Origin of the sequence: Thalassovita sp. (genome assembly GCF_963691685.1) — a bacterium.
GTDB lineage: Bacteria > Pseudomonadota > Alphaproteobacteria > Rhodobacterales > Rhodobacteraceae > Thalassobius.
The window spans coordinates 363,946-384,119 of record NZ_OY829290.1; the positions used below are offsets into that span (position 1 = coordinate 363,946).

Here is a 20,174-nt window from a genome sequence, read left to right on the forward strand (position 1 = left end):
GATGTCCCTGTTGTCTGTTCGCGATCTCACGGTGAAATTTGCCATGCGCAGCCAGACGGTGACGGCGCTGCATCAGATTAGTTTTGATCTGGCGCGGGGCGAACGGCTGGGCATCGTGGGCGAATCCGGGGCGGGCAAATCGATCACCGGCTTTGCGTTGATGAAGCTGCTCAGCGCACCGGGCTACATCGATAGCGGTACGATCCAATTTGACGGCACCGACATCACCCAAGCGCCTGAGGCGCAGATGCGCCGGATCCGCGGTAACCGCATCGCGATGGTGTTTCAGGATCCGATGGTCACGCTGAACCCCGTGCTAACCATTGGCCAGCAGATGGTGGAGACCCTGCGCGCCCACCGCAAACTGTCCCGGCGCGACGCCCAAGAGATCGCCCTGACCAAACTGCGCGAGGTGCAGATCGCAGCGCCGGAGTTGCGGCTAAAACAATATCCTCATGAGCTGTCCGGCGGCATGCGGCAGCGCATTATCATCGCCATGGCACTACTGCTGGATCCCGACCTGATTATCGCGGATGAGCCGACAACCGCATTGGATGTGACCATTCAGGCTGACATCATGGAGCTGCTGCTGAAGCTCTGTCAGGCCAATAAGGTGGGGCTAATCTTGATCACCCATGATCTGGGCGTGGTCAGCCAGCTGACCGAACGCACCCTGGTGATGTATGCCGGCCGCATTGTGGAGGCGGGCAAAACCCGCGAAATCATCAATGACCCGCAGCACCCCTATACCCAGGGGCTGATCAACGCGCTGCCACAGCAGACCCTGCCGGGGCAGATGCTGAAGCAGATCCCCGGTGCCATGCCGGTTCTGACGGATATTCCCCCCGGCTGCCCGTTCAGCCCGCGCTGCGCTTTCGCACTGGCCGAATGTCGCCGCCTGCTGCCGCAGATCATGCAGCAGGGCAGCAGTGAGGTCGCCTGCCATGAGGTGAACCGCCTGCACAGCGACCTTCTGCTGGAGGAGGGGCGATGAAGGACACGACGACAGCGCCCGAACCCCCACTGCTGGAGTTGCGCGGCGTGGAAAAACGCTTCGCCCTGGATCAAAGCCTGCTGGAACGGCTGCGCTTTCGCGACGGGCGGTTGCGCATGGACCGCCGTGAGGTGCATGCGGTCAACAATGTCTCGCTGACCGTCAATCGGGGGGAGGCCCTGTGCGTTGTCGGCGAAACCGGCTGCGGCAAGTCCACCGTGGCCCGGCTAGTGGCGGGGCTGCTGGCCCCTTCGGCAGGGGAGGTGCGCTATGCCGGCGCGCGCATTGACAATCAAAGCCGCCGCGATCTGGCCCCTCTGCGGCGCCGGATGCAGATGATTTTTCAAAACCCCTATGCCTCCCTCAACCCGCGCATGACCATCGCGCAGGCGCTTGAGGAACCGGTGCGCTACCACAACCCCGATCTGGCGCCGGTTGATGTGCGCGCCAAAGTGCTGGAGGTGATGCAGGCGGTCGGGGTCGATCCCTCATGGCGGGATCGCTATCCGCATGAGTTTTCCGGCGGCCAGCGTCAGCGTATTGCCATCGCCCGTGCGCTGACCGTGGATCCCGAGTTTATCATCGCGGATGAACCACTGGCGGCGCTGGACGTCTCGATCCAGGCGCAGGTGCTGAACCTGATGCTGGAGGCCAAGGTTGCGCGGGGGCTCACCTACCTCTTCATCACCCATGACCTGAGTGTTGTGCAACATTTCGGTACCCGTGTGGCTGTGCTCTATCTTGGGACGGTCTGCGAATTGGCCGACACGGCCACGCTCTTTGCGGCCCCCAAACACCCCTACACCCGCGCGCTGCTCTCTGCGGTGCCACAGATGCGGGACGGTATGCCGGACCACATCCGCCTGAAGGGGGAAATCCCGACACCCATCACCTTACCAAAGGGCTGCCCCTTTGAAACACGCTGTGCATATGCCGATCAGCGGTGTAGGGTTGAAAAACCGCGCCCGCAGCAGCAGCGCGATGGCAGCCTTGTGGCCTGTCACGCTGTTGAAGAGGGGCGGGTGGATTGAGTGACAGAGCAGAGCGCAATTTTAGACGACCATAGACCCAGGTAGGACGGACCCCGGATTGGATATTCTTTGGCTCAAAGATTTTGAGGCTCTGGTGGCGCAGAAGAACTTCTCGCGCGCAGCTGAGGAGCGCAACGTCAGCCAGCCGGCCTTTTCCCGCCGGATCCGCGCGCTTGAGGATGAGGTGGGCGTCAAGCTGATCAACCGCCAGACCCTGCCCCTGTCGTTGACCCCTGCTGGTGAAGTGTTCCTCAGCCAGGCGCGGCTGATGCTACGCACCTATCATGAAACGCTGGAACGCTGTCAGGTGATCGATGCGGCCGGGGAAAACGTCATCCGGTTTGCCACCTCGCAGTCGATCTACATGACCCATTATAAGAAGCACATCGCGCCGCTGGTGCAGGCGGGTGGGCTGGACATCGATCTGAACTCAACCTCATGGGCGGCTGATCAGTTCGTCACCGCGCTGCAGCAGCGGTATTGCGATGTCATCCTGACCTATTGGCATCCGGCGATGGATTTTCTAGCCCCGCTGGAGGTCAGCCAATGCGACTACATCACTCTGGACCGGGATGAACTGCTGCCGGTGGCCAAGGTGGGGCCCAATGGACCGATGCATGAGCTGAAGCGCGGGCAGAACAAACCGGTGTCTCTCCTGTCCTATGGTTCGGCCTCGGCGCTGCGCTCGGTGCTGGATCACATGCTGCATCAGCAGATCGAACGGCCGAATGTTCTGGTGGTCAACCAGAACGCGCTGGCGATCTCGGTCAAGGCGATGATCATGGAAGGCTTCGGCATGGGCTGGTTGCCACGTGAGCTGTGCAAAGACGAATTGGCCGATGGCAGTCTGCAGGTGGTGGGGGATGACAGTTTCACCAGCCCGCTTGAGGTGCGGCTCTACCGGGATCGCGACAATCAGAAGCCGACGCTGGGCCATCTCTGGGGCAAAATGCGCGATATCGCCGTGCACGCCAGCTGATCGCGCGGCCGCCACCGGATGGCTGGCGGTCATATGCGAGTGGTAGATGGCCGGAATTCAACTTTTACGATTAATTTCTGCGCTGTTCCCCTGCGCTGAACCCTCTTAAATAGGGCAGAAAGGCGCGCTGATAAGGCCCTTGTGGCATTCGTGCTGACCGCTGCTGACAAAAAGCGAATTACACATTTTAGTGTAGTGATTGAAGGCATAAAAAATGCCACGTTTTGCTCACATAAAACGGCTCAATCCGTGACGTCTGAAATACCCTAAGCGTTTGAAAATAAAAGCTGCACATTGGCTGTGTAACCCTACACAGCAGTCTGTATTTCCGTCGCTGTTTTCAAGACAGATTTGTGTGAACACACGTGACGCTTCCGTGAGTTTAAACCGCGGATTTGCCCTCCTATCTGGTGTTTTGTCAGCGACGCAGCTGACGCCCCAAACAAACAAATCATCAGCTCCCCTGATTGATCCCCACACTGACTTAGGAGACTAAAAATGAAACGTATCGTAACTGCTTCCGCCGCCGCCCTGATCGCTCTGACCGGTGCCGCTTCTGCCATGACCGCCGAGGTTTCGGGCTACGACGCCGCACAGGTTCGCCAGTATGCACCGGCCTTCGACCTGACCCTGGTTGACGCAGACGCCATCGCCGCCGCTGCCGACGTGATCGAGAACCTGGACGAAGATGACGCATCCTTCGCAGCGATCCAGGCCGGTGTTCTGAAAGAACTGGAACGCGGCCTCTAAGCCACGGACCTCACCCCCACGAGGACCGGAGGGATCGGAGCGCCTGACGCCGAGATCCCAGATCCTCCCCCCAAAGCTGCCAAATGAGGGCAGCACTTGATCAGCTCCCCTGATCTGACCCTGACAATTGGAGACTTAGACATGAAACGTATCGTAACTGCTTCCGCCGCCGCCCTGATCGCTCTGACCGGTGCCGCTTCTGCCATGACCGCTGAGGTTTCGGGCTACGACGCCGCACAGGTTCGCCACTACGCCCCGGCTTTCGACCTGACCCTGGTTGACGCAGACGCCATCGCCGCCGCTGCCGACGTGATCGAGAACCTGGACGAAGATGACGCATCCTTCGCAGCGATCCAGACCGGTGTTCTGAAAGAACTGGAACGCGGCCTCTAAGCCACGGACCTCACCCCCACGAGGACCGGAGGGATCGGAGCGCCTGACGCCGAGATCCCAGATCCTCCCCCCAAAGCTGCCACATGAGGGCAGCACTTGATCAGCTCCCCTGATCTGACCCTGACAATTGGAGACTTAGACATGAAACGTATCGTAACTGCTTCCGCCGCCGCCCTGATCGCTCTGACCGGTGCCGCTTCCGCCATGACCGCCGAGGTTTCGGGCTACGACGCCGCACAGGTTCGCCACTACGCCCCGGCTTTCGACCTGACCCTGGTTGACGCAGACGCCATCGCCGCTGCCGCCGACGTGATCGAGAACCTGGACGAAGATGATGCATCCTTCGCAGCGATCCAGACCGGTGTTCTGAAAGAGCTGGAACGCGGCCTCTAAGCCACGGACCTCACCCCCACGAGGACCGGAGGGATCGGAGCGTCTGACGCCGAGATCCCAGATCCTCCCCCTAAAGCTGCCACATGAGGGCAGCACTTGATCAGCTCCCCTGATCTGACCCTGACAATTGGAGACTTAGACATGAAACGTATCGTAACTGCTTCCGCCGCCGCCCTGATCGCTCTGACCGGTGCCGCTTCCGCCATGACTGCCGATGTTTCGGGCTACGACGCCGCACAGGTTCGCCAGTATGCCCCGGCTTTCGACCTGACCCTGGTTGACGCAGACGCCATCGCCGCTGCCGCCGACGTGATCGAGAACCTGGACGAAGACGACGCATCCTTCGCAGCGATCCAGACCGGTGTTCTGAAAGAACTGGAACGCGGCCTGTAAGATAGGACCAACGGCCAGGGCTCTCTCCTCCCAAGCTCTGACCCTGACGTCCAGATGAGCCGGTCCTTCGGGGCCGGCTTTCTATTTTGTCAGCTGTTTTGCATAGGTCTGAGCGCCCAACAGGCCGAAGTTTTCGACGTTGAGCAGATAGAGGCTGCGGTTTGCGCGTTCTTCGGTGAACCGGCCCCCTGCGCGGAAGGCGCGCAGGAAGTCGTCGTCAAACAGCCAGGCGTTTTTCATCGCCACGCCGCCCACAAGGAACACGCCGCCTTCGGCACCGAAGGCCAGGCAAAGGTCCCCGGCCACCTGCGCCAGATGGCTTTTGAACATCGCAATTACCTCAACCGCGACCGGATCCGTTGCCGATTTGGCGCGCTGCATGATCGCAGCCGCATCCGGCGCATCACTGCCGCCATCGCGCACGGATTGCACCGCCCGGTACAGGTAGGGCAGGCCGGTGCCGCTGAGCATGCCTTCGGCTTCAATCGCCAAAGCGTCGCCGTAGAAAATCTCGGGCCAGATGGGTTTCAGGGCTTCAAACACCTCGACCTCGGCGCGGCTGCGCGGGCTGATGCCGATGTGTCCACCTTCGCCGGGGACGGAGGCATAGCTGTTGCCAACCCGGGCCAATGCGCCAACCCCCAGGCCCGTGCCGGGGCCGATCACCAGGCGGGTGCCCTCGGGCGGTGTTGTGGCGCCTTGCAGGGTGACCAGATCCTCAGGGGCGGGGGACAGCGATGCCCAGGCGGCGGCGGCGAAATCATTGATGATTTGCGCTTCACTGGCCCCGGTTGCAGCCCGCAGTTCAGCCCCGCAAAGCGATTGTTTGGCGTTGGTCAGCTCCACCCGGTTGTCTGCAACCGGACCCGCGGCGGCCACAACCACCACTTCGGGCGGCAGGTCCATCTCAGCGGCAAATCCGCTGATCAGGTCCAGCAAGGCACCGTCACGTTTGGTGGAAAACTGGGCCCGCGCCATCAGCCTGTCCCCTTGGTAAGCCCCAAGGCGTACGTTTGTGCCGCCGATATCGGCAGCGAGGAGGCTGTGCTCTGGCATCCGGTCGTTCCTTTTGCGGTCGGGTTACGGCCGGTCTGGTCCGACTCGCCCTGACGTGTCGCGGCGCATCCTAATCAGTGTGGAATGTTTGCGCTAGCATTGGATGCGCTTCTGGCCGGATTTTCTGCGGTGCAGAGGGGGCCGTCAAGCGGGCGCCGGTCCGGTGGAGCGCCCGACAACCAGTTCAGCCTCCAGCAGTTGATGGCGCGGCGGGCTGAGCGGGGTCGCGATACTGTCGATCAGGATCTCAGCCAGAATGCTGCCTGCGTTGCGCACAGAAGACCGTGTTGCGGTGAAAATCGGCACGTCCTGACCGTTTTTCAGATAGGACAGATCATCGTCATGGGCGATGACCGAGATGTCCTTGCCCATCTTCAACCCGGCCTCTTCAATGGCGCGGCGCACACCAAGCGCCGAGATCATCGAGGCCGCCAGAATGGCCGTCGGCGGCGTCTCGGACTCCAGCAAGTCACGGGTTTGGTGATGGCCTGAAACCTCGGTCATTTCTTCGCTGCTCATCAGGTTAGGATCCACTTTGATCCCTGCGGCCTCCAATGCGCTGGTGTAGCCATCGCGGCGGCGTTTGGCGAAATCCATGCTTTCCAGACCGTTGATCAGGGCAATGCGGCGGTGGCCCAGATCGATCAGAAACTCAGTGGCCCGGCGGAAGGCGCTGGTGTTGTTCACATCCACCCAATTGTAGCTGTCGGTCACATCGCTGGACCGCCCGTGCACGGCAAAAGGCAGGCCGATCCGGTTCAGCAGGGCAATCCGGCTGTCATGGATCTTGGGGCCCTGCAGGATCACCCCGTCCACGGATCCCTTGCCCATCAAACTGCGGTAGGCGGCTTCTTCGTCGCCATCGTCCACCCGGGTGAACATCATGTCATAGCCCCGCTTGGCACAGGCGATGGAGGCGCCCGCAACAAAGTCCCCAAACACCGGGTTCACCATTTCATGCTGGGTCGAGGCCGGGATCACATGGCCGATCATCATTGACCGACCGGTTGCCAGACCCTTCGCCCGCGTATTGGGCCGGTAATTGTGCTGCTCCGCGGCCTCCTGAACACGCCGCCGGGTGCCTTCGCTGACCTCAGGGTAGCCGTTCAGGGCCCGGCTGACCGTGGTCTGCGACAGGCCCAGTTCCTCGGCCAGCTGTTTCAGGTTCATTGCCATTCAAAGCGCTTTCAATTTTTCTTTATATGTGAAGAGATTTTTGCCGCCGGTCAAGCCAAGACCCATATCGCAATCCCCAGCGCAGCAAAGGGTTTGCAGTTAATTTTAGGATTCAAAGATATTTACCGTTGACAGTTTGACCCCGCTTGGCGTTACAAATATGCCATCCAAAGCGCTTTGAAAGGCGAGTCGGAACCACCGTGTCAGGCCCGGGCAGGAGAGGCCCAGCAGCGCCGACAGGGGATCACATGGGAGGAATATCTAAATGAAACATGCATTCTACGCGGGCATAGCAACGCTCGCCCTGAGCGCAGGTATGGCATCGGCGGATGGTCATCTGGCCTTTAAGCCGGGCGAAGGTCCGTTCAGCTGGGACAGCTACAACGCCTGGGCCGAAAACGCACCAGACCTGAGCGGCCAGACCGTCACCATTGCCGGCCCCTGGCTGCAGCCCGAAGATGGCTTCTTCAACAACATGCTGGCATACTTTGAGGCCGCCACCGGTGCGGATGCGATCTACACCGGGTCAGACAGTTTTGAGCAGCAGATCGTGATTGATGCTGAGGCCGGTTCGGCCCCCAACGTCGCCGTTTTCCCGCAGCCGGGTCTGGCGGCTGTTATGGCCTCCAAGGGGCAGCTGCATCCGCTGGCAGATGACATGGCCGATTGGGTGCGCACCAACTATGCCGCAGGTCAATCCTGGGTGGATCTGGGCACCTACGCAGACGCCAATGGCGCCGATCAGATGTACGGCTTCTTCTACAACGTGAACGTCAAATCGCTGGTCTGGTACAGCCCGGAAAACTTTGAGGATGCAGGCTATGACGTGCCGACCTCGATGGAAGAGCTGAAAGCGCTGACCGAACAGATCGTGGCCGACGGCGAAGTGCCGTGGTGCATCGGTCTGGGATCCGGCGCGGCCACCGGCTGGCCGGCGACCGATTGGGTCGAAGATATGATGCTGCGCACCCAGCCGCCTGAGGTCTATGACGCCTGGACCACCAACCAGATGGCCTTTGACGATCCGCGTGTGATCGCCGCCATTGAAGAGTTTGGCTGGTTCGCCCGTGATGACGCCAAAGTCTCCGGCGGGGCCGGGGCTGTGGCCTCGACCGACTTCCGCGACAGCCCCAAGGGCCTCTTCTCCTCGCCGCCGCAGTGCTACATGCACCGTCAGGCGTCCTTCGTGCCGGCCTTCTTCCCCGAAGATGTGGAGTTCGGTGTAGACACCGATTTCTTCTACATGCCGTCCTACGCGGATAAGGATCTGGGCAACCCGGTTCTGGGCGGTGGTACGCTGATGGCGATCACCGACCCTTCGGATGCCACCAACGTGCTGATGGACTTCCTGAAGCAGCCGATCGCGCATGAAATCATGATGGCGCAGACCGGTTTCCTGACCCCGCACAATGGCGCGTCCGTTGATGCCTATAAGGATGACACCCTGCGTGGTCTGGGTGAGATCCTGCTGGGTGCAACCACCTTCCGCTTTGACGGCTCTGATCTGATGCCGGGTGGCGTGGGTGCTGGCAGCTTCTGGACCGGGATGGTGGACTACACCGGCGGCAAATCCGCCGAAGATGTGGCCAAGGAAATCCAGGCCAGCTGGGACGCGCTGAAATAAGCGACCTCACTGAAAATCTGGGCGATCCGGTGCCGTATGGACCGGGTCGCCCACACAGACCGCAAGGACACCTGAGGCCAGCCTAGCAGGCCTCATGGATCGGGGGACATCATGCATCCAGCGCTCTTGGGGCTCATCACCATCACCATTGGTGTGTCGAGCTGTGTCGGATATTTCTACCTTTCTAACCTCTTTCTGGACCGGGTGCTTTATCCACCGCGCGGCCCAAATGCAGGCCGCAACATCAACCGCGCCAATCTGATCCGGCCCTGGCTGTTCCTGTTTCCCGCGCTTTTTGCACTGGGGCTCTATCTGGCCTACCCGGTGGTGGAAACACTGCGCCTGTCGCTGACTGAACGGGTGCCGGGCGGCGGTTACAGGTGGGTGGGTCTGGACAATTACAGCCAGATGCTGAGTGAGCCGAAGTTCTGGGAAGCCATCCGCAACAACATGCTGTGGCTCATCGTGGTGCCCGCCATGTCCACTGCCTTTGGCCTGTTGGCCGCCCAGCTGACCGATCGGATCAAATGGGGCAATATCGCGAAATCGCTGATCTTTATGCCGATGGCGATTTCCTTTGTTGGCGCCTCGGTGATCTGGAAACTGGTCTATGATGCCCGCCCCGCTGGCACCGATCAGATCGGCGTGCTGAACGCGCTTTACATCTGGTTTGGCGGCACCGAGCCGAACACCTGGCTGACCATTCCGTTTTGGAACAACTTCTTCCTGATGGTGGTGCTGATCTGGATCCAGACCGGCTTCGCCATGGTGATCCTGTCCGCCGCCCTGCGCGGCATCCCGGAAGAAACCGTTGAGGCGGCAATCGTCGATGGCGCCAGCCCGCTGCAGATCTTTTTCAAGATCAAAGTGCCGCAGATCAAAACAACCATTCTGGTGGTCTGGACCACAATCACCATCACCGTGCTCAAGGTGTTCGACATCGTTTTTGCCATGACCAACGGCCAGTGGGAGACGCAGGTGCTGGCCAACTACATGTATGACAAGCTGTTCCGCGCCAATGATTGGGGCGGCGGCTCGGCGGCGGCCATGGTGATCATGCTGTTGGTGATGCCGATCCTTGTCTGGAACGTGCGCAACGCGCGCCGCGAAATGCGCTGAGGGGGCCGGATCATGGACAATATCGCAGGAACCAAATCCACCCTGTCATGGGTTGTGAATATCTCAGTTGTGGTGCTGGTGGTGCTCTGGCTGTTTCCCACCGTGGGCTTGCTGATCTCCTCCTTCCGGACGGCGGATCAGATCGCGGCCAGCGGCTGGTGGAAGGCCCCGTTCGCCACCGAACAGAACCTGAAATTGCGCGCCGCAGGACCGGAGGCACAGGTGCAACAGGGCGACCTCTATGTGATTGAGGGCCGCCTCGCCGAGGAGGATCTGGACATCTCGGTCTGGGGCATCTCCTCCCGCGCGATCGACGCCTATAAACCCGGTGAAGTGGCCGAACTGAAAAAGGGCGGCACCATCACGGTGAATGCCGATGGCAGCTACCGCGCGGAAAACACGGAAGAGTTCACCGGCAAACGTGGCCAGCGCATCTTTGTCACCGCGCTGACCCCGGCCGAGCTGACGTTGGAAAACTATCAGAACATGCTGCTGAGCGAAGAAACCTCAGACGGTATGGTCAAGGCCTTCTTCAACACGCTCACCGTCACCATCCCCGCCACCGTGATCCCGATCCTGATCGCGGCCTTTGCCGCCTATGCGCTGGCCTGGATGGATTTCCCAGGGAGAGCGATCCTGATTGCCGTCATCGTCGGCCTGTTGGTGGTGCCGCTGCAACTGGCGCTGATCCCGCTGTTGAAACTGCACCTCGGCATTGGCATCGGCAAGGGCTACCTGGGCGTCTGGCTGGCCCATACCGGATTTGGCCTGCCACTGGCGATCTACCTGTTGCGCAACTACATGGCCGGGCTGCCTCGTGACATCATCGAAAACGCCCGTGTGGACGGTGCCAGCGATTTTCAGATCTTCATCCGGATCATCCTGCCGCTCAGCTTCCCGGCGCTGGCCTCTTTTGCGATCTTCCAGTTCCTGTGGACCTGGAACGACCTGCTGGTGGCCAAGGTTTTCCTGATCGACAGTTCGGGCCAGACCACGGTGATGACCAATCAGATCGTCGAGCTCTTGGGCACCCGTGGCGGCAATTGGGAAATCCTAGCCACCGCCGCCTTCGTTTCGATCTCGGTGCCGCTTCTCGTCTTCTTCACAATGCAGAAATACCTCGTGCGCGGCCTTCTGGCTGGCTCGGTTAAATAGGACCTCGCTCATGAACGCTCAATCCAACCTAACTTCCCTGAAACCGCCCGCGCGTGGCGATGACTGGTGGCGCGGTGGGGTGATCTATCAGATCTATCCGCGCAGTTTTCAGGACAGCAACGGTGATGGGATCGGTGATCTGGCCGGCATCACCCAGCGTCTGCCCTATGTCGCCTCACTGGGGTTGGATGCGATCTGGATTTCGCCTTTCTTCACCTCCCCGATGAAGGATTTCGGCTATGACGTCAGCGATTACCGCGACGTCGACCCGATGTTCGGCACCTTGGCCGACTTTGACGCCCTGATGGAGGCCGCCCATGGCCTTGGCCTGAAGGTGATGATCGATCTGGTGCTCAGCCACACCTCGGACGAACACCCGTGGTTTAAGGAAAGCCGCCAGAGCCGCGACAACGCCAAATCCGATTGGTTCGTCTGGGCCGACCCACAGCCCGACGGCACCCCGCCGAACAACTGGCTGTCGATCTTTGGCGGCCCCGCATGGCAATGGGACACCCGGCGCCAGCAGTATTACCTGCACAACTTCCTGACCTCACAGCCCGATTTGAACTTCCACACCCGCGATGTGCAGGACGCCTTGTTGGATGTGGCCCGGTTCTGGCTGGAACGTGGCGTTGATGGCTTCCGTCTGGACACCATCAATTTCTACTTCCACGACGCCCAGCTGCGGTCCAATCCACCGCTGCCTGAGGCTGAGCGCAACGCCTCCATCGCGCCGCAGGTGAACCCCTATAACCACCAGCTGCACCTTTATTCCAAGACCCAGCCGGAAAACATCGCCTTCCTGGAACGGCTGCGTGCGCTGACCGATGAATATGGCGCCCGCGCCTGTCTGGGGGAGGTTGGCGAGGCGCAGCGCGGCGTCGAAGTGATGGGCGAATACACCGCCGGTGAGAAGCGGATGCACATGTGCTACGCCTTTGACTTCCTCGAAAGCCAACCGGCGACCGCGCAGAAGGTAGTTGAGGTGTTTGAGGAGCTGGAGCGTGTGGCGCCGGATGCCTGGGCCTGCTGGGCGTTTTCCAACCATGATGTGCCCCGCTATGCCAGCCGCTGGAACCTGTCCGAAGCGGCGGTCTACGCCCATGCGGTGATGTTGCTGACCTTGCGTGGCTCGGCCTGCCTCTATCAGGGCGAGGAGTTGGGCCTGCATGAAGCGGATGTCGCCTTTGAGGATCTGCAGGATCCCTACGGCATCGAATTCTGGCCCGAGTTCAAGGGTCGCGACGGCTGCCGCACACCGATGGTGTGGGAAACCCAATCGGAACATGCGGGCTTTGGCGACGGCAAACCCTGGCTGCCGGTCAGCGCCGAACAGGCCGCGATGGCGGTCGACCGGCAGGAGGCCGATCCGGAGGCGATGCTGCATCATTACCGCGCCGCCGTTGCCCTGCGTCAGAGCAGCGAAGCATTGCGAAATGGTGAACAGACCGGCCTCGCCGCTAAGGGAAATCTGCTGACCTTCCATAGGGTTCACGGGGATGAAGTGCTGTTTTGCGCCTTCAACCTTGGCAACGCAGAAGAAAAGCTGGACTTGCCAATTGGCAATTGGACGCCCCTCGGCACAGGGCTGCGCGGCGCGGTGGCACCCGCGGGGCGTGACCTGACGCTGCCGGCATGGGGCTATAGCATTTTGGCCAAGGGGGCGTGATTCGATGGCAGAGCTTAAACTCAGCAATGTTGAGAAGACCTACGGCGGCGCCGTCAATGTGCTCAACAACATCAACCTGGACATCGAAGCCGGTGAGCTGATCGTCTTTGTCGGCCCCTCAGGCTGCGGCAAGTCCACTCTGCTGCGGATGATTGCAGGGCTGGAAAAGATCACCGGCGGGGAGCTGACCATTGATGGCCAGCGGATGAATGACGTGCCCCCGGCGCAGCGGGGCATTGCGATGGTGTTCCAGTCCTACGCGCTCTACCCGCATATGACGGTGCGCGAAAACATGTCCTTCGCGTTGAAGATCGCCAAAAAATCCAAGGCTGAGATTGATGAAGCCGTGAACAAGGCCGCGGCGGTGCTGCAGCTGGAACCCTATCTGGATCGCCTGCCCAAGGCGTTGTCAGGTGGGCAGCGTCAGCGGGTGGCCATCGGCCGCTCCATCGTGCGCGATCCGCAGGTCTATCTGTTTGACGAACCGCTTTCCAACCTCGACGCGGCTTTGCGGGTTGCCACGCGGATCGAGATTGCCCGCCTGAAAGAGGCCATGCCGGATCGCACCATGATCTATGTGACCCACGATCAGGTGGAGGCGATGACGCTGGCCAGCCGGATTGTGGTGCTGGCCAACAAAGGCATCGCGCAGGTCGGCACGCCGCTGGAACTATATGAAACCCCCGACAATGAATTTGTCGCCCAGTTCATCGGCTCCCCGGCGATGAACCTCTTGCCCGGCAAGATCTCCGCGACAGGGCAGGAAACCCATGTCGAACTCACCGGTGGTGGCAAGGCCGTCTCAACCATCCCCACGCGTGAGGGGGACCTGGGTAAGGAGGTCAACATCGGCGTCCGGCCTGAGGATATGGTGTCCACCGAAGGTGAGGCGCTCTACCGTGGCGCGGTCAGCTATACCGAGGCTTTGGGTGAGGTGACGCTGCTCTATTTCGATGGCGCCTCCGGCGACGATGGCGTGATCGCCAAACTGCCCGGCATCCACAAAGGCCTGCGCGGGCAAGAGGTGCAGATGGCGGTTGATCCCGCCAAGGTGCATCTGTTCCACAACGGCCAGTCGATGCGGCCAAAGGGCTGACGGATATCGATCCTACAAACAAAGAAGGGCGCGCCGTTTGGCACGCCCTTTTTGTTTCATGTCGCCGGGTTTATTCCGGACGCGGTGGGATGTTGCGGGCGCGCTGCACGGTTGGGCGTGCCAGGAAGCGCTGCTCATAGGCCACCACGTTTTCAAAGCTGGCGTAGTCCAGTACCTCTTTGGCGCCGTAGAAATCCAGCGCGGTCAGCCAGGGGCCGATGGCCATGTCGGCGATGGAATATTCGCCCACGATCCAGTCTTTGCCTTCCAGCGCGCCGTTCAGCACGTTCAGGATACGTTTGCCTTCGTTGATGTAACGCTCACGCGGGCGCGGATCTTCAATCTCAGCACCAGCGAATTTGGTGAAGAAGCCCAGCTGACCAAACATCGGGCCCAGGCCCCCCATCTGGAACATCAGCCACTGCAGGGTCTCGGCCCGTTTCGCGGGGTCGGTGGACAGGAATTTGCCCGACTTTTCGGCCAGGTAAATCAGGATCGCACCGGATTCAAACACACCAATCGGGCCACCCTCAGCGGAGGGATCGATGATCGCGGGGATCTTGTTGTTGGGGTTCAGTGACAGAAACTCGGGGCTTTTGACGTCGGCATCCGACAGGGTCACGGTATGCGCCTCATAGGGCAGGCCGGTTTCTTCCAGCATCAGGGAAACTTTGACGCCGTTCGGGGTGGGGAAGGAATACAGCTGGATGACCGAAGGGTCTTTGGCGGGCCAGCGGTTGTTGATCAGAAAATCGTCGGGAAAAGTCATTTGTGCGCTCCTCAGCAAGTGTTGAGGGAAAAATAGGGACTTTTTCCCAGACAAAAAGTCGCACGACTGTGAAAAAGAAGCATAGTCTGTGTGCATTGAAACACCAAAATAATCGTTTTGAAACGGTCAGGGGAAAGGGAACACTATGCTTCAGGAATTCAAGGACTTCATCGCCAAAGGCAATGTCATGGATATGGCGGTGGGGATTATCATCGGCGCGGCCTTCACTGCGATTGTGAAATCCATGGTGGGGGATCTGCTTAACCCGATCATCGGGCTGTTCACCGGTGGCGTTGATTTCACCAACAACTTTGTGGTGCTGGCCGGTGAGGTTGCGGCAGGCACCAGCCTGGAAGCGGCACGGGAGGCCGGCGCGGCGGTCTTTGCCTATGGCGCGTTTTTCATGGCGGTGATCAACTTCCTGATCGTGGCCTTCGTGGTCTTCATGCTGGTGCGCTACGTCAACAAGGTGAAAGAGGCCGCTGAAGCCAAGGAAGAAGAGGCCCCGGCCGAAGAAGCGCCCGCCGGGCCAAGTGAGCTGGATGTGCTGCTTGAAATCCGCGACGCTCTGAAAAAGTAATCCGGCGACATGCTGGAACGGGAAAGGGGGCCAAGCGGCCCCCTTTTTTGTATTCACTGAGGTGTCTCGCTTACACTTCGCCGGTGTATTCACCGCGCGCCGGGTAGTTGTTGGCGATGGCGAAATCGACAGCGCCCAGCAGTTCCGAGAAATGCGGACGCACAAACGGCATGGTCTGCACGGAACCGTAGAACAGGGTTTGCTTTTCGGTCACCAGGAACAGGCCGGGTTCGGAAAACAGCGCCGGCTCTTCAATCCCGATCGAGGTTTTGCCGCGCGAGGTGGAAATATAGAGGCCCCATTCCTTGGCGACGGAGAGCGGCAGGTCATAGGCGAACTTGATCTTGCTGCTCTCGATCTGCTCCTGCATCGCGCGGGTGCGCTCTTCGCCATCGGAGCTGACAGCGATCATGTCGATGCCGCGTTCTGCGAATTTGTCCGCCAGCTTCTCCATCTCGGCCAGGTATTTGGCGCAGATCGGGCAGTGCAGGCCGCGGTAGAAACAAACAACGGTGCCACGCTCGGTGGTCTGGGCCGAGAGCTCAAAGTCACCGTGGTCCAGCGTCGGCAGGGTCAGGTTCGGGGTTTTCTGGCGGGGCATCAGCATGGGCTGTCTCCTGTTTCTGGTTGGGGCAGGTCAAAGCGAGGGATTGACCGTTGAGGCGGTTATGCGCCAATCTGTCGTCAGGAAGATCCGAATAAACTGACCAAAACACCGAAAGACGCAGGTATGGACCGGTTGAGTGCATTGATGGAACGGTTCGAAATGCAGATTGAACCGGTAGAACCTGCGGCGGCCAACCTGCTGGTGCTGGGCGATCCGGATGGGGTGCACTGCCACGTCCTGCTGCGCGGCGCATCGCGGGGGCGGTGCGGCGACCGGGTGGTTTTTGCTGCGCGGGTCACCTGGGGCGGTGAGGCAAACCCGCTGATGGAGGCGCTGCCTGAAGCGGTGGAATTGCCATTGCAAGACAGCCCGGAACTGATCGGATTGATCGCCTTTCTGCAAAGCGAAATTGAGGGCCGCCATTGCGGTGGGCCAACCGTGCAGCGGCGGTTGGGTGAGGTGCTGATGGTGCGGCTGTTGCGGCATCAGATCAGCGCTGGCAGCACCGAACCGGGGGTCTTGGCCGGGCTGGCGGATCCCCGATTGTCCCGCGCCGTGGTGGCGATCCATGACCGGCCGGGCCATGGCTGGACCAATGCTGATCTGGCGCAGGAGGCTGGGCTGTCGCTCAGCCGATTTGCCGAGCTGTTCGGGGCAACCGTGGGGATGACGCCGATGGCCTATCTGCGGCACTGGCGGCTGACGGTGGCACATCAGGACCTGATGCGCGGCGATCGGGTAGATGCCGTGGCGCGGCGATACGGCTATGGCTCAGGCGAGGCGTTTGCGCGGGCGTTCAAATCCCGGTTTGGGGTCAAGCCGGTGGCGGTCAGAACCCAGCAGGCGGCCTAGAAAAAGGTGAGGCCCGACCAGGAGGATCCGGCCGGGCCTCGGGGAACACGGGCAGGGCTGCAACCCCGCCGCGTGAAAGCAATGTCAGGCTTTATTTAATCAGCAACTGGGGTGAGGTCACGTCGATTCCCAGCGCCTTGCCCACGGCGTAGTAGGTCAGCTTGCCCGCGTGGACGTTCAGACCGTTCAGCAGGTGCGCGTCGTCGGCGCAGGCCTGTTTCCAGCCTTTGTTCGCCAGCGCCATCATGAAGGGCATGGTGGCATTGCCAAGCGCGATGGTCGAGGTGCGGGCGACCGCGCCGGGCATGTTGGCCACACAGTAGTGCATCACGCCATCGACCTCATAGATCGGGTCAGCATGGGTGGTCGCACGCGAGGTTTCAAAGCAGCCGCCTTGGTCAATCGCAACGTCCACCAGTGCGGCGCCGGGCTTCATTTCGGACAGCTGGGCGCGGCTGATCAGCTTGGGCGCGGCGGCGCCGGGGATCAGCACGGCGCCAACAACCATATCGGCCTGTGCCACCAGTTCGGCAGTGTTGCCCTTGGAGGCGTAGGAGGTTTTGAACTCCCCGCGGAAGGCATCATCCAGATAGCGCAGACGCGGCAGCGACATGTCCAGCACGGTGACATCCGCGCCCATGCCCGCGGCAACACGTGCGGCGTGGGTGCCAACAACACCGCCACCGATCACAACCACATTGGCCGGGGCCACACCGGGCACGCCACCCATCAGAACACCACGGCCGCCGTTGGCCTTTTGCAGGGTCCAGGCGCCCACCTGCGGTGCCAGTTTACCGGCCACTTCAGACATCGGCGCCAGCAGCGGCAGGCCGCCGTTGCGGTCAGTCACGGTTTCATAGGCAATCGCGGTACAGCCGGAGTCGATCAGATCGTGGGTCTGGTCGGGATCGGGGGCCAGGTGCAGGTAGGTGAACAGCAGCTGGCCTTCGCGCAGCATCTTGCGTTCCACGGCCTGGGGTTCCTTGACCTTCACGATCATGTCGGCGGTGGCAAAGATTTCCTCGGCGGTGTCCAGAATGGCGGCACCTGCAGCGACGTAATCTTCGTTGCTGAAGCCAGAGCCGACACCGGCGTTGGTTTCGATCACCACCTGATGGCCAGCGGCCACGGCTTCACGTGCCGCGTTCGGGGTCATCCCGACGCGGAATTCCTGCGGTTTAATTTCCTTGGGGCATCCGATTTTCATCGCGCCATCTCCTCATAGGCATGAAATCATCTCTGATGACAGAATGTCGCAGTTAGGGCGCAAAAGGGTTGAAATCCGGTGCAATGTTAGCGCTACTAAAGGCAGGATCTTCGATATGTCTGCTATAACGACGAAGGATTTTGTGCAAATGTCACTCGACGCGACAGATCAGCGTATTCTGAACGTACTTCAGCGCAAGGGTCGCATTTCCAATGCCGATCTGTCTGAGGCGGTGAATCTTTCGGCCTCGGCCTGTCACCGGCGGGTGCAACGGTTGGAGGCAGAAGGCTACATCCGCGACTATGTTGCGCTGCTGGATCCGCGCAAAATCGGGGTGTCGACCACGGTGTTTGTTGAGATCACGCTGCAGGGGCAGGCGGATGAACTGCTGGAGGCCTTTGAAAAGGCGGTGGCGCGTATCCCTGATGTTTTGGAATGTCACCTGATGGCGGGGACCGCGGACTATATTCTGAAGGTTGTTGCCGAAAGCACCGAGGATTTTGCCCGCATTCACCGCCAGCATCTGGCGCGTCTGCCGGGGGTGGCGCAGATGCAATCCAGTTTTGCCCTGCGCACGGTGTTTAAGACAACCGCGCTGCCGCTCTGAAGCGGTAAAACTTGCAAAGGCGGCTACCGTATCTCTACGGCTCTTGAATTGTCTGACATTTGAGGCAACACTCCGCGCCACGTGACGCGGTTTGGCGTTGCGGCAGATCAGTGGGGTGAGGCATGAGCTGGGATTATATCGTTGTTGGGGCCGGTAGCGCGGGATGCGTATTGGCAAAGCGGCTGGCGGACGCAGGCAAGAAGGTGTTGCTGTTAGAGGCCGGGGGCAGCGACAATTACCACTGGATCCACATCCCGATGGGTTACCTTTACTGCATCGGTAATCCCCGCACCGATTGGATGTTCAAAACCGCCGAAGAGCCGGGGCTGAACGGGCGATCACTGATTTATCCGCGCGGCAAGGTGCTGGGCGGCTGCTCCTCAATCAACGGGATGCTGTACCTGCGCGGGCAGGCGGCGGATTATGATGGCTGGCGTCAGGCCGGCAATGTGGGCTGGGGCTGGGATGATGTGTTGCCCTATTTCAAGAAGTCCGAGGATTACGTTGAAGGCGCTGACGACCTGCATGGCGAAGGCGGTGAATGGCGGGTGGATCACCAGCGGCTGCAATGGGATGTACTGGACGACTGGATGGAGGCGGCCAATCAGGCCGGTCTGCCGAAGGTCACGGATTTCAACCGCGGCAACAACGAAGGCGTTGGGTATTTCAAGGTGAACCAGAAACGCGGTTGGCGGATGAACACCGCCAAGGCCTTCCTGCGGCGCACCAAAGGCCAGGCCCTCAGCGTTGAGACCCATGCCCACACCCGCCGGGTGATCATCGAAGATGGCCGTGCGGTTGGGGTGGAATATGAACAAAAGGGGCAGGTGAAACAGGCCCGCGCCAATGGTGAGGTGATCCTGTCGGCGGGCGCCATCGGCTCACCCCAGATCCTGCAGCTGTCGGGCATCGGTCCGGGGGCGTTGCTGCAGGAGCACGGCATTGAGGTGCAGCTGGAACAGGCGCAGGTGGGCGGCAACCTGCAGGACCATCTGCAACTGCGCTGCGCCTGGAAGCTGGAGGGCGCCAAGACCCTGAACACCATGGCCAACAGCCTGATCGGCAAGGCAAAGATCGGGTTGGAATATGTGATTAAACGCTCCGGCCCGATGTCGATGGCGCCGTCACAGCTGGGGGCCTTTGCCAAATCGCGCCCCGATCTGGAAACCCCGGATCTGGAGTTTCACGTGCAGCCCCTGACGTTGGAGGCCTTCGGCCAGCCGCTGCATGATTTTCCGGCGATGACCGCCTCGGTCTGTAACCTGCGCCCTGAAAGCCGTGGCGTGGTTGAGATCACATCGAAGGATCCGATGGCCAAGCCGAAGATTGCCCCGAACTACCTGTCCACCGAAGGCGACCGCGCAGTGGCGGCCAATTCGATCCGGTTGGCGCGGCGGGTGATGAAACAGGGCGCGATGGCGAAATACAATCCCGCAGAGATGAAACCGGGGATCACCGCCCAGACTGAGGAAGAGTTGGCCGCCGCCGCAGGGGACATTGGCACCACCATTTTCCACCCCTCCGGCACGGTTCATATGGGGACCAGCGACAATGCGCCGCTGGACCCGCGTTTGCGCCTGCGTGGCGTCGATGGGCTGCGGGTGGTGGATTGTTCGGTGATGCCTACAATCGTTTCGGGCAACACCAATTCCCCGACCATTATGATCGCCGAAAAAGCCAGTGACATGATCCTTGAGGATGCGCGCGCCTAAACGGTGAAACAA

At 60.7% G+C, this 20,174-nt stretch carries 21 protein-coding genes; 16 read left to right on the forward strand and 5 right to left on the reverse strand.

The window, feature by feature from the left end; all coding sequences use genetic code 11:
- Window position 1: 1 nt before the first annotated feature.
- The 7 genes from ACORLH_RS01645 (at window position 2) to ACORLH_RS01675 (ending at window position 4,933) form a co-directional block, all read left to right on the forward strand.
- Window positions 2–994, forward strand: a complete 993-nt coding sequence (locus ACORLH_RS01645) for an ABC transporter ATP-binding protein (protein WP_321830882.1) — start codon at window positions 2–4, stop codon at window positions 992–994.
- A complete protein-coding gene (locus ACORLH_RS01650; protein WP_321830884.1) occupies window positions 991–2,025 on the forward strand; it encodes an oligopeptide/dipeptide ABC transporter ATP-binding protein in 1,035 nt (344 codons plus the stop codon). Before ACORLH_RS01645 ends, ACORLH_RS01650 begins: the two co-directional genes overlap by 4 nt.
- 58 nt (window positions 2,026–2,083) lie before the next feature.
- Window positions 2,084–3,004, forward strand: a complete 921-nt coding sequence (locus tag ACORLH_RS01655; protein WP_058245283.1) for a LysR family transcriptional regulator — start codon at window positions 2,084–2,086, stop codon at window positions 3,002–3,004.
- A gap of 498 nt (window positions 3,005–3,502) precedes the next feature.
- Window positions 3,503–3,754: a hypothetical protein gene (locus tag ACORLH_RS01660; protein WP_321830885.1), complete on the forward strand. Its 252-nt coding sequence runs from the start codon at window positions 3,503–3,505 to the stop codon at window positions 3,752–3,754.
- A gap of 141 nt (window positions 3,755–3,895) precedes the next feature.
- Entirely contained in the window at window positions 3,896–4,147 is a 252-nt protein-coding gene (locus ACORLH_RS01665; RefSeq protein WP_321830887.1) for a hypothetical protein, read from the forward strand.
- A gap of 141 nt (window positions 4,148–4,288) precedes the next feature.
- Window positions 4,289–4,540 (forward strand): hypothetical protein, encoded by a 252-nt coding sequence (locus ACORLH_RS01670; protein ID WP_321830887.1) that lies wholly within the window; start codon window positions 4,289–4,291, stop codon window positions 4,538–4,540.
- Window positions 4,541–4,681: 141 nt separating this feature from the next.
- Window positions 4,682–4,933, forward strand: coding sequence for a hypothetical protein (locus ACORLH_RS01675; protein WP_321830888.1), 252 nt, complete (start codon window positions 4,682–4,684; stop codon window positions 4,931–4,933).
- An 81-nt stretch (window positions 4,934–5,014) separates the two neighbouring features.
- On the opposite strand, the gene ACORLH_RS01680 is transcribed toward ACORLH_RS01675, so the two are convergent.
- Window positions 5,015–5,989 carry a glucokinase gene (locus ACORLH_RS01680; protein WP_321830889.1) on the reverse strand — a complete coding sequence of 325 codons (975 nt, stop codon included), beginning with the start codon at window positions 5,987–5,989 and terminating at the stop codon, window positions 5,015–5,017.
- A gap of 144 nt (window positions 5,990–6,133) precedes the next feature.
- On the reverse strand, window positions 6,134–7,159 hold the full coding sequence (locus tag ACORLH_RS01685; RefSeq protein ID WP_321832754.1) for a LacI family DNA-binding transcriptional regulator: 1,026 nt from the start codon (window positions 7,157–7,159) through the stop codon (window positions 6,134–6,136).
- A 271-nt stretch (window positions 7,160–7,430) separates the two neighbouring features.
- On the opposite strand from ACORLH_RS01685, the gene ACORLH_RS01690 reads away from it, so the two are divergent.
- From ACORLH_RS01690 to ACORLH_RS01710, 5 genes are all read left to right on the forward strand, one after another.
- On the forward strand, window positions 7,431–8,789 hold the full coding sequence (locus ACORLH_RS01690; protein WP_321830890.1) for an ABC transporter substrate-binding protein: 1,359 nt from the start codon (window positions 7,431–7,433) through the stop codon (window positions 8,787–8,789).
- Between the two features lie 111 nt (window positions 8,790–8,900).
- A complete protein-coding gene (locus ACORLH_RS01695; protein ID WP_321830893.1) occupies window positions 8,901–9,908 on the forward strand; it encodes a sugar ABC transporter permease in 1,008 nt (335 codons plus the stop codon).
- Between the two features lie 12 nt (window positions 9,909–9,920).
- The gene (locus ACORLH_RS01700) at window positions 9,921–11,063 is read left to right on the forward strand and encodes a carbohydrate ABC transporter permease (protein WP_321830896.1); all 1,143 of its coding nucleotides are present in this window, start codon (window positions 9,921–9,923) and stop codon (window positions 11,061–11,063) included.
- A gap of 10 nt (window positions 11,064–11,073) precedes the next feature.
- Window positions 11,074–12,732: an alpha-amylase family glycosyl hydrolase gene (locus tag ACORLH_RS01705; RefSeq protein WP_321830897.1), complete on the forward strand. Its 1,659-nt coding sequence runs from the start codon at window positions 11,074–11,076 to the stop codon at window positions 12,730–12,732.
- 4 nt (window positions 12,733–12,736) lie between these two features.
- A complete protein-coding gene (locus ACORLH_RS01710) occupies window positions 12,737–13,828 on the forward strand; it encodes a sn-glycerol-3-phosphate ABC transporter ATP-binding protein UgpC (protein ID WP_321830898.1) in 1,092 nt (363 codons plus the stop codon).
- 70 nt (window positions 13,829–13,898) lie between these two features.
- On the opposite strand, the gene ACORLH_RS01715 is transcribed toward ACORLH_RS01710, so the two are convergent.
- Window positions 13,899–14,597: a glutathione S-transferase N-terminal domain-containing protein gene (locus ACORLH_RS01715; RefSeq protein ID WP_321830899.1), complete on the reverse strand. Its 699-nt coding sequence runs from the start codon at window positions 14,595–14,597 to the stop codon at window positions 13,899–13,901.
- 145 nt (window positions 14,598–14,742) lie between these two features.
- Between ACORLH_RS01715 and mscL the strand changes: the two genes are divergently transcribed.
- Entirely contained in the window at window positions 14,743–15,177 is a 435-nt protein-coding gene (gene mscL / locus ACORLH_RS01720; RefSeq protein ID WP_058245272.1) for a large conductance mechanosensitive channel protein MscL, read from the forward strand.
- 70 nt (window positions 15,178–15,247) lie between these two features.
- Here the strand turns inward: mscL and ACORLH_RS01725 are convergent, their stop codons facing one another.
- Complete coding sequence (locus ACORLH_RS01725; protein ID WP_321830900.1) at window positions 15,248–15,784, reverse strand: peroxiredoxin-like family protein; 537 nt, start codon at window positions 15,782–15,784, stop codon at window positions 15,248–15,250.
- 123 nt (window positions 15,785–15,907) lie between these two features.
- On the opposite strand from ACORLH_RS01725, the gene ACORLH_RS01730 reads away from it, so the two are divergent.
- The gene (locus tag ACORLH_RS01730) at window positions 15,908–16,636 is read left to right on the forward strand and encodes an AraC family transcriptional regulator (protein WP_321830901.1); all 729 of its coding nucleotides are present in this window, start codon (window positions 15,908–15,910) and stop codon (window positions 16,634–16,636) included.
- Between the two features lie 91 nt (window positions 16,637–16,727).
- On the opposite strand, the gene ald is transcribed toward ACORLH_RS01730, so the two are convergent.
- Window positions 16,728–17,843 carry an alanine dehydrogenase gene (gene ald / locus ACORLH_RS01735; RefSeq protein ID WP_321830902.1) on the reverse strand — a complete coding sequence of 372 codons (1,116 nt, stop codon included), beginning with the start codon at window positions 17,841–17,843 and terminating at the stop codon, window positions 16,728–16,730.
- A gap of 148 nt (window positions 17,844–17,991) precedes the next feature.
- Between ald and ACORLH_RS01740 the strand changes: the two genes are divergently transcribed.
- Both ACORLH_RS01740 and ACORLH_RS01745 read left to right on the forward strand, forming a co-directional pair.
- A complete protein-coding gene (locus ACORLH_RS01740; RefSeq protein WP_058245268.1) occupies window positions 17,992–18,450 on the forward strand; it encodes an Lrp/AsnC family transcriptional regulator in 459 nt (152 codons plus the stop codon).
- Between the two features lie 122 nt (window positions 18,451–18,572).
- On the forward strand, window positions 18,573–20,162 hold the full coding sequence (locus ACORLH_RS01745) for a GMC family oxidoreductase (RefSeq protein ID WP_321830903.1): 1,590 nt from the start codon (window positions 18,573–18,575) through the stop codon (window positions 20,160–20,162).
- Window positions 20,163–20,174: the final 12 nt, after the last annotated feature.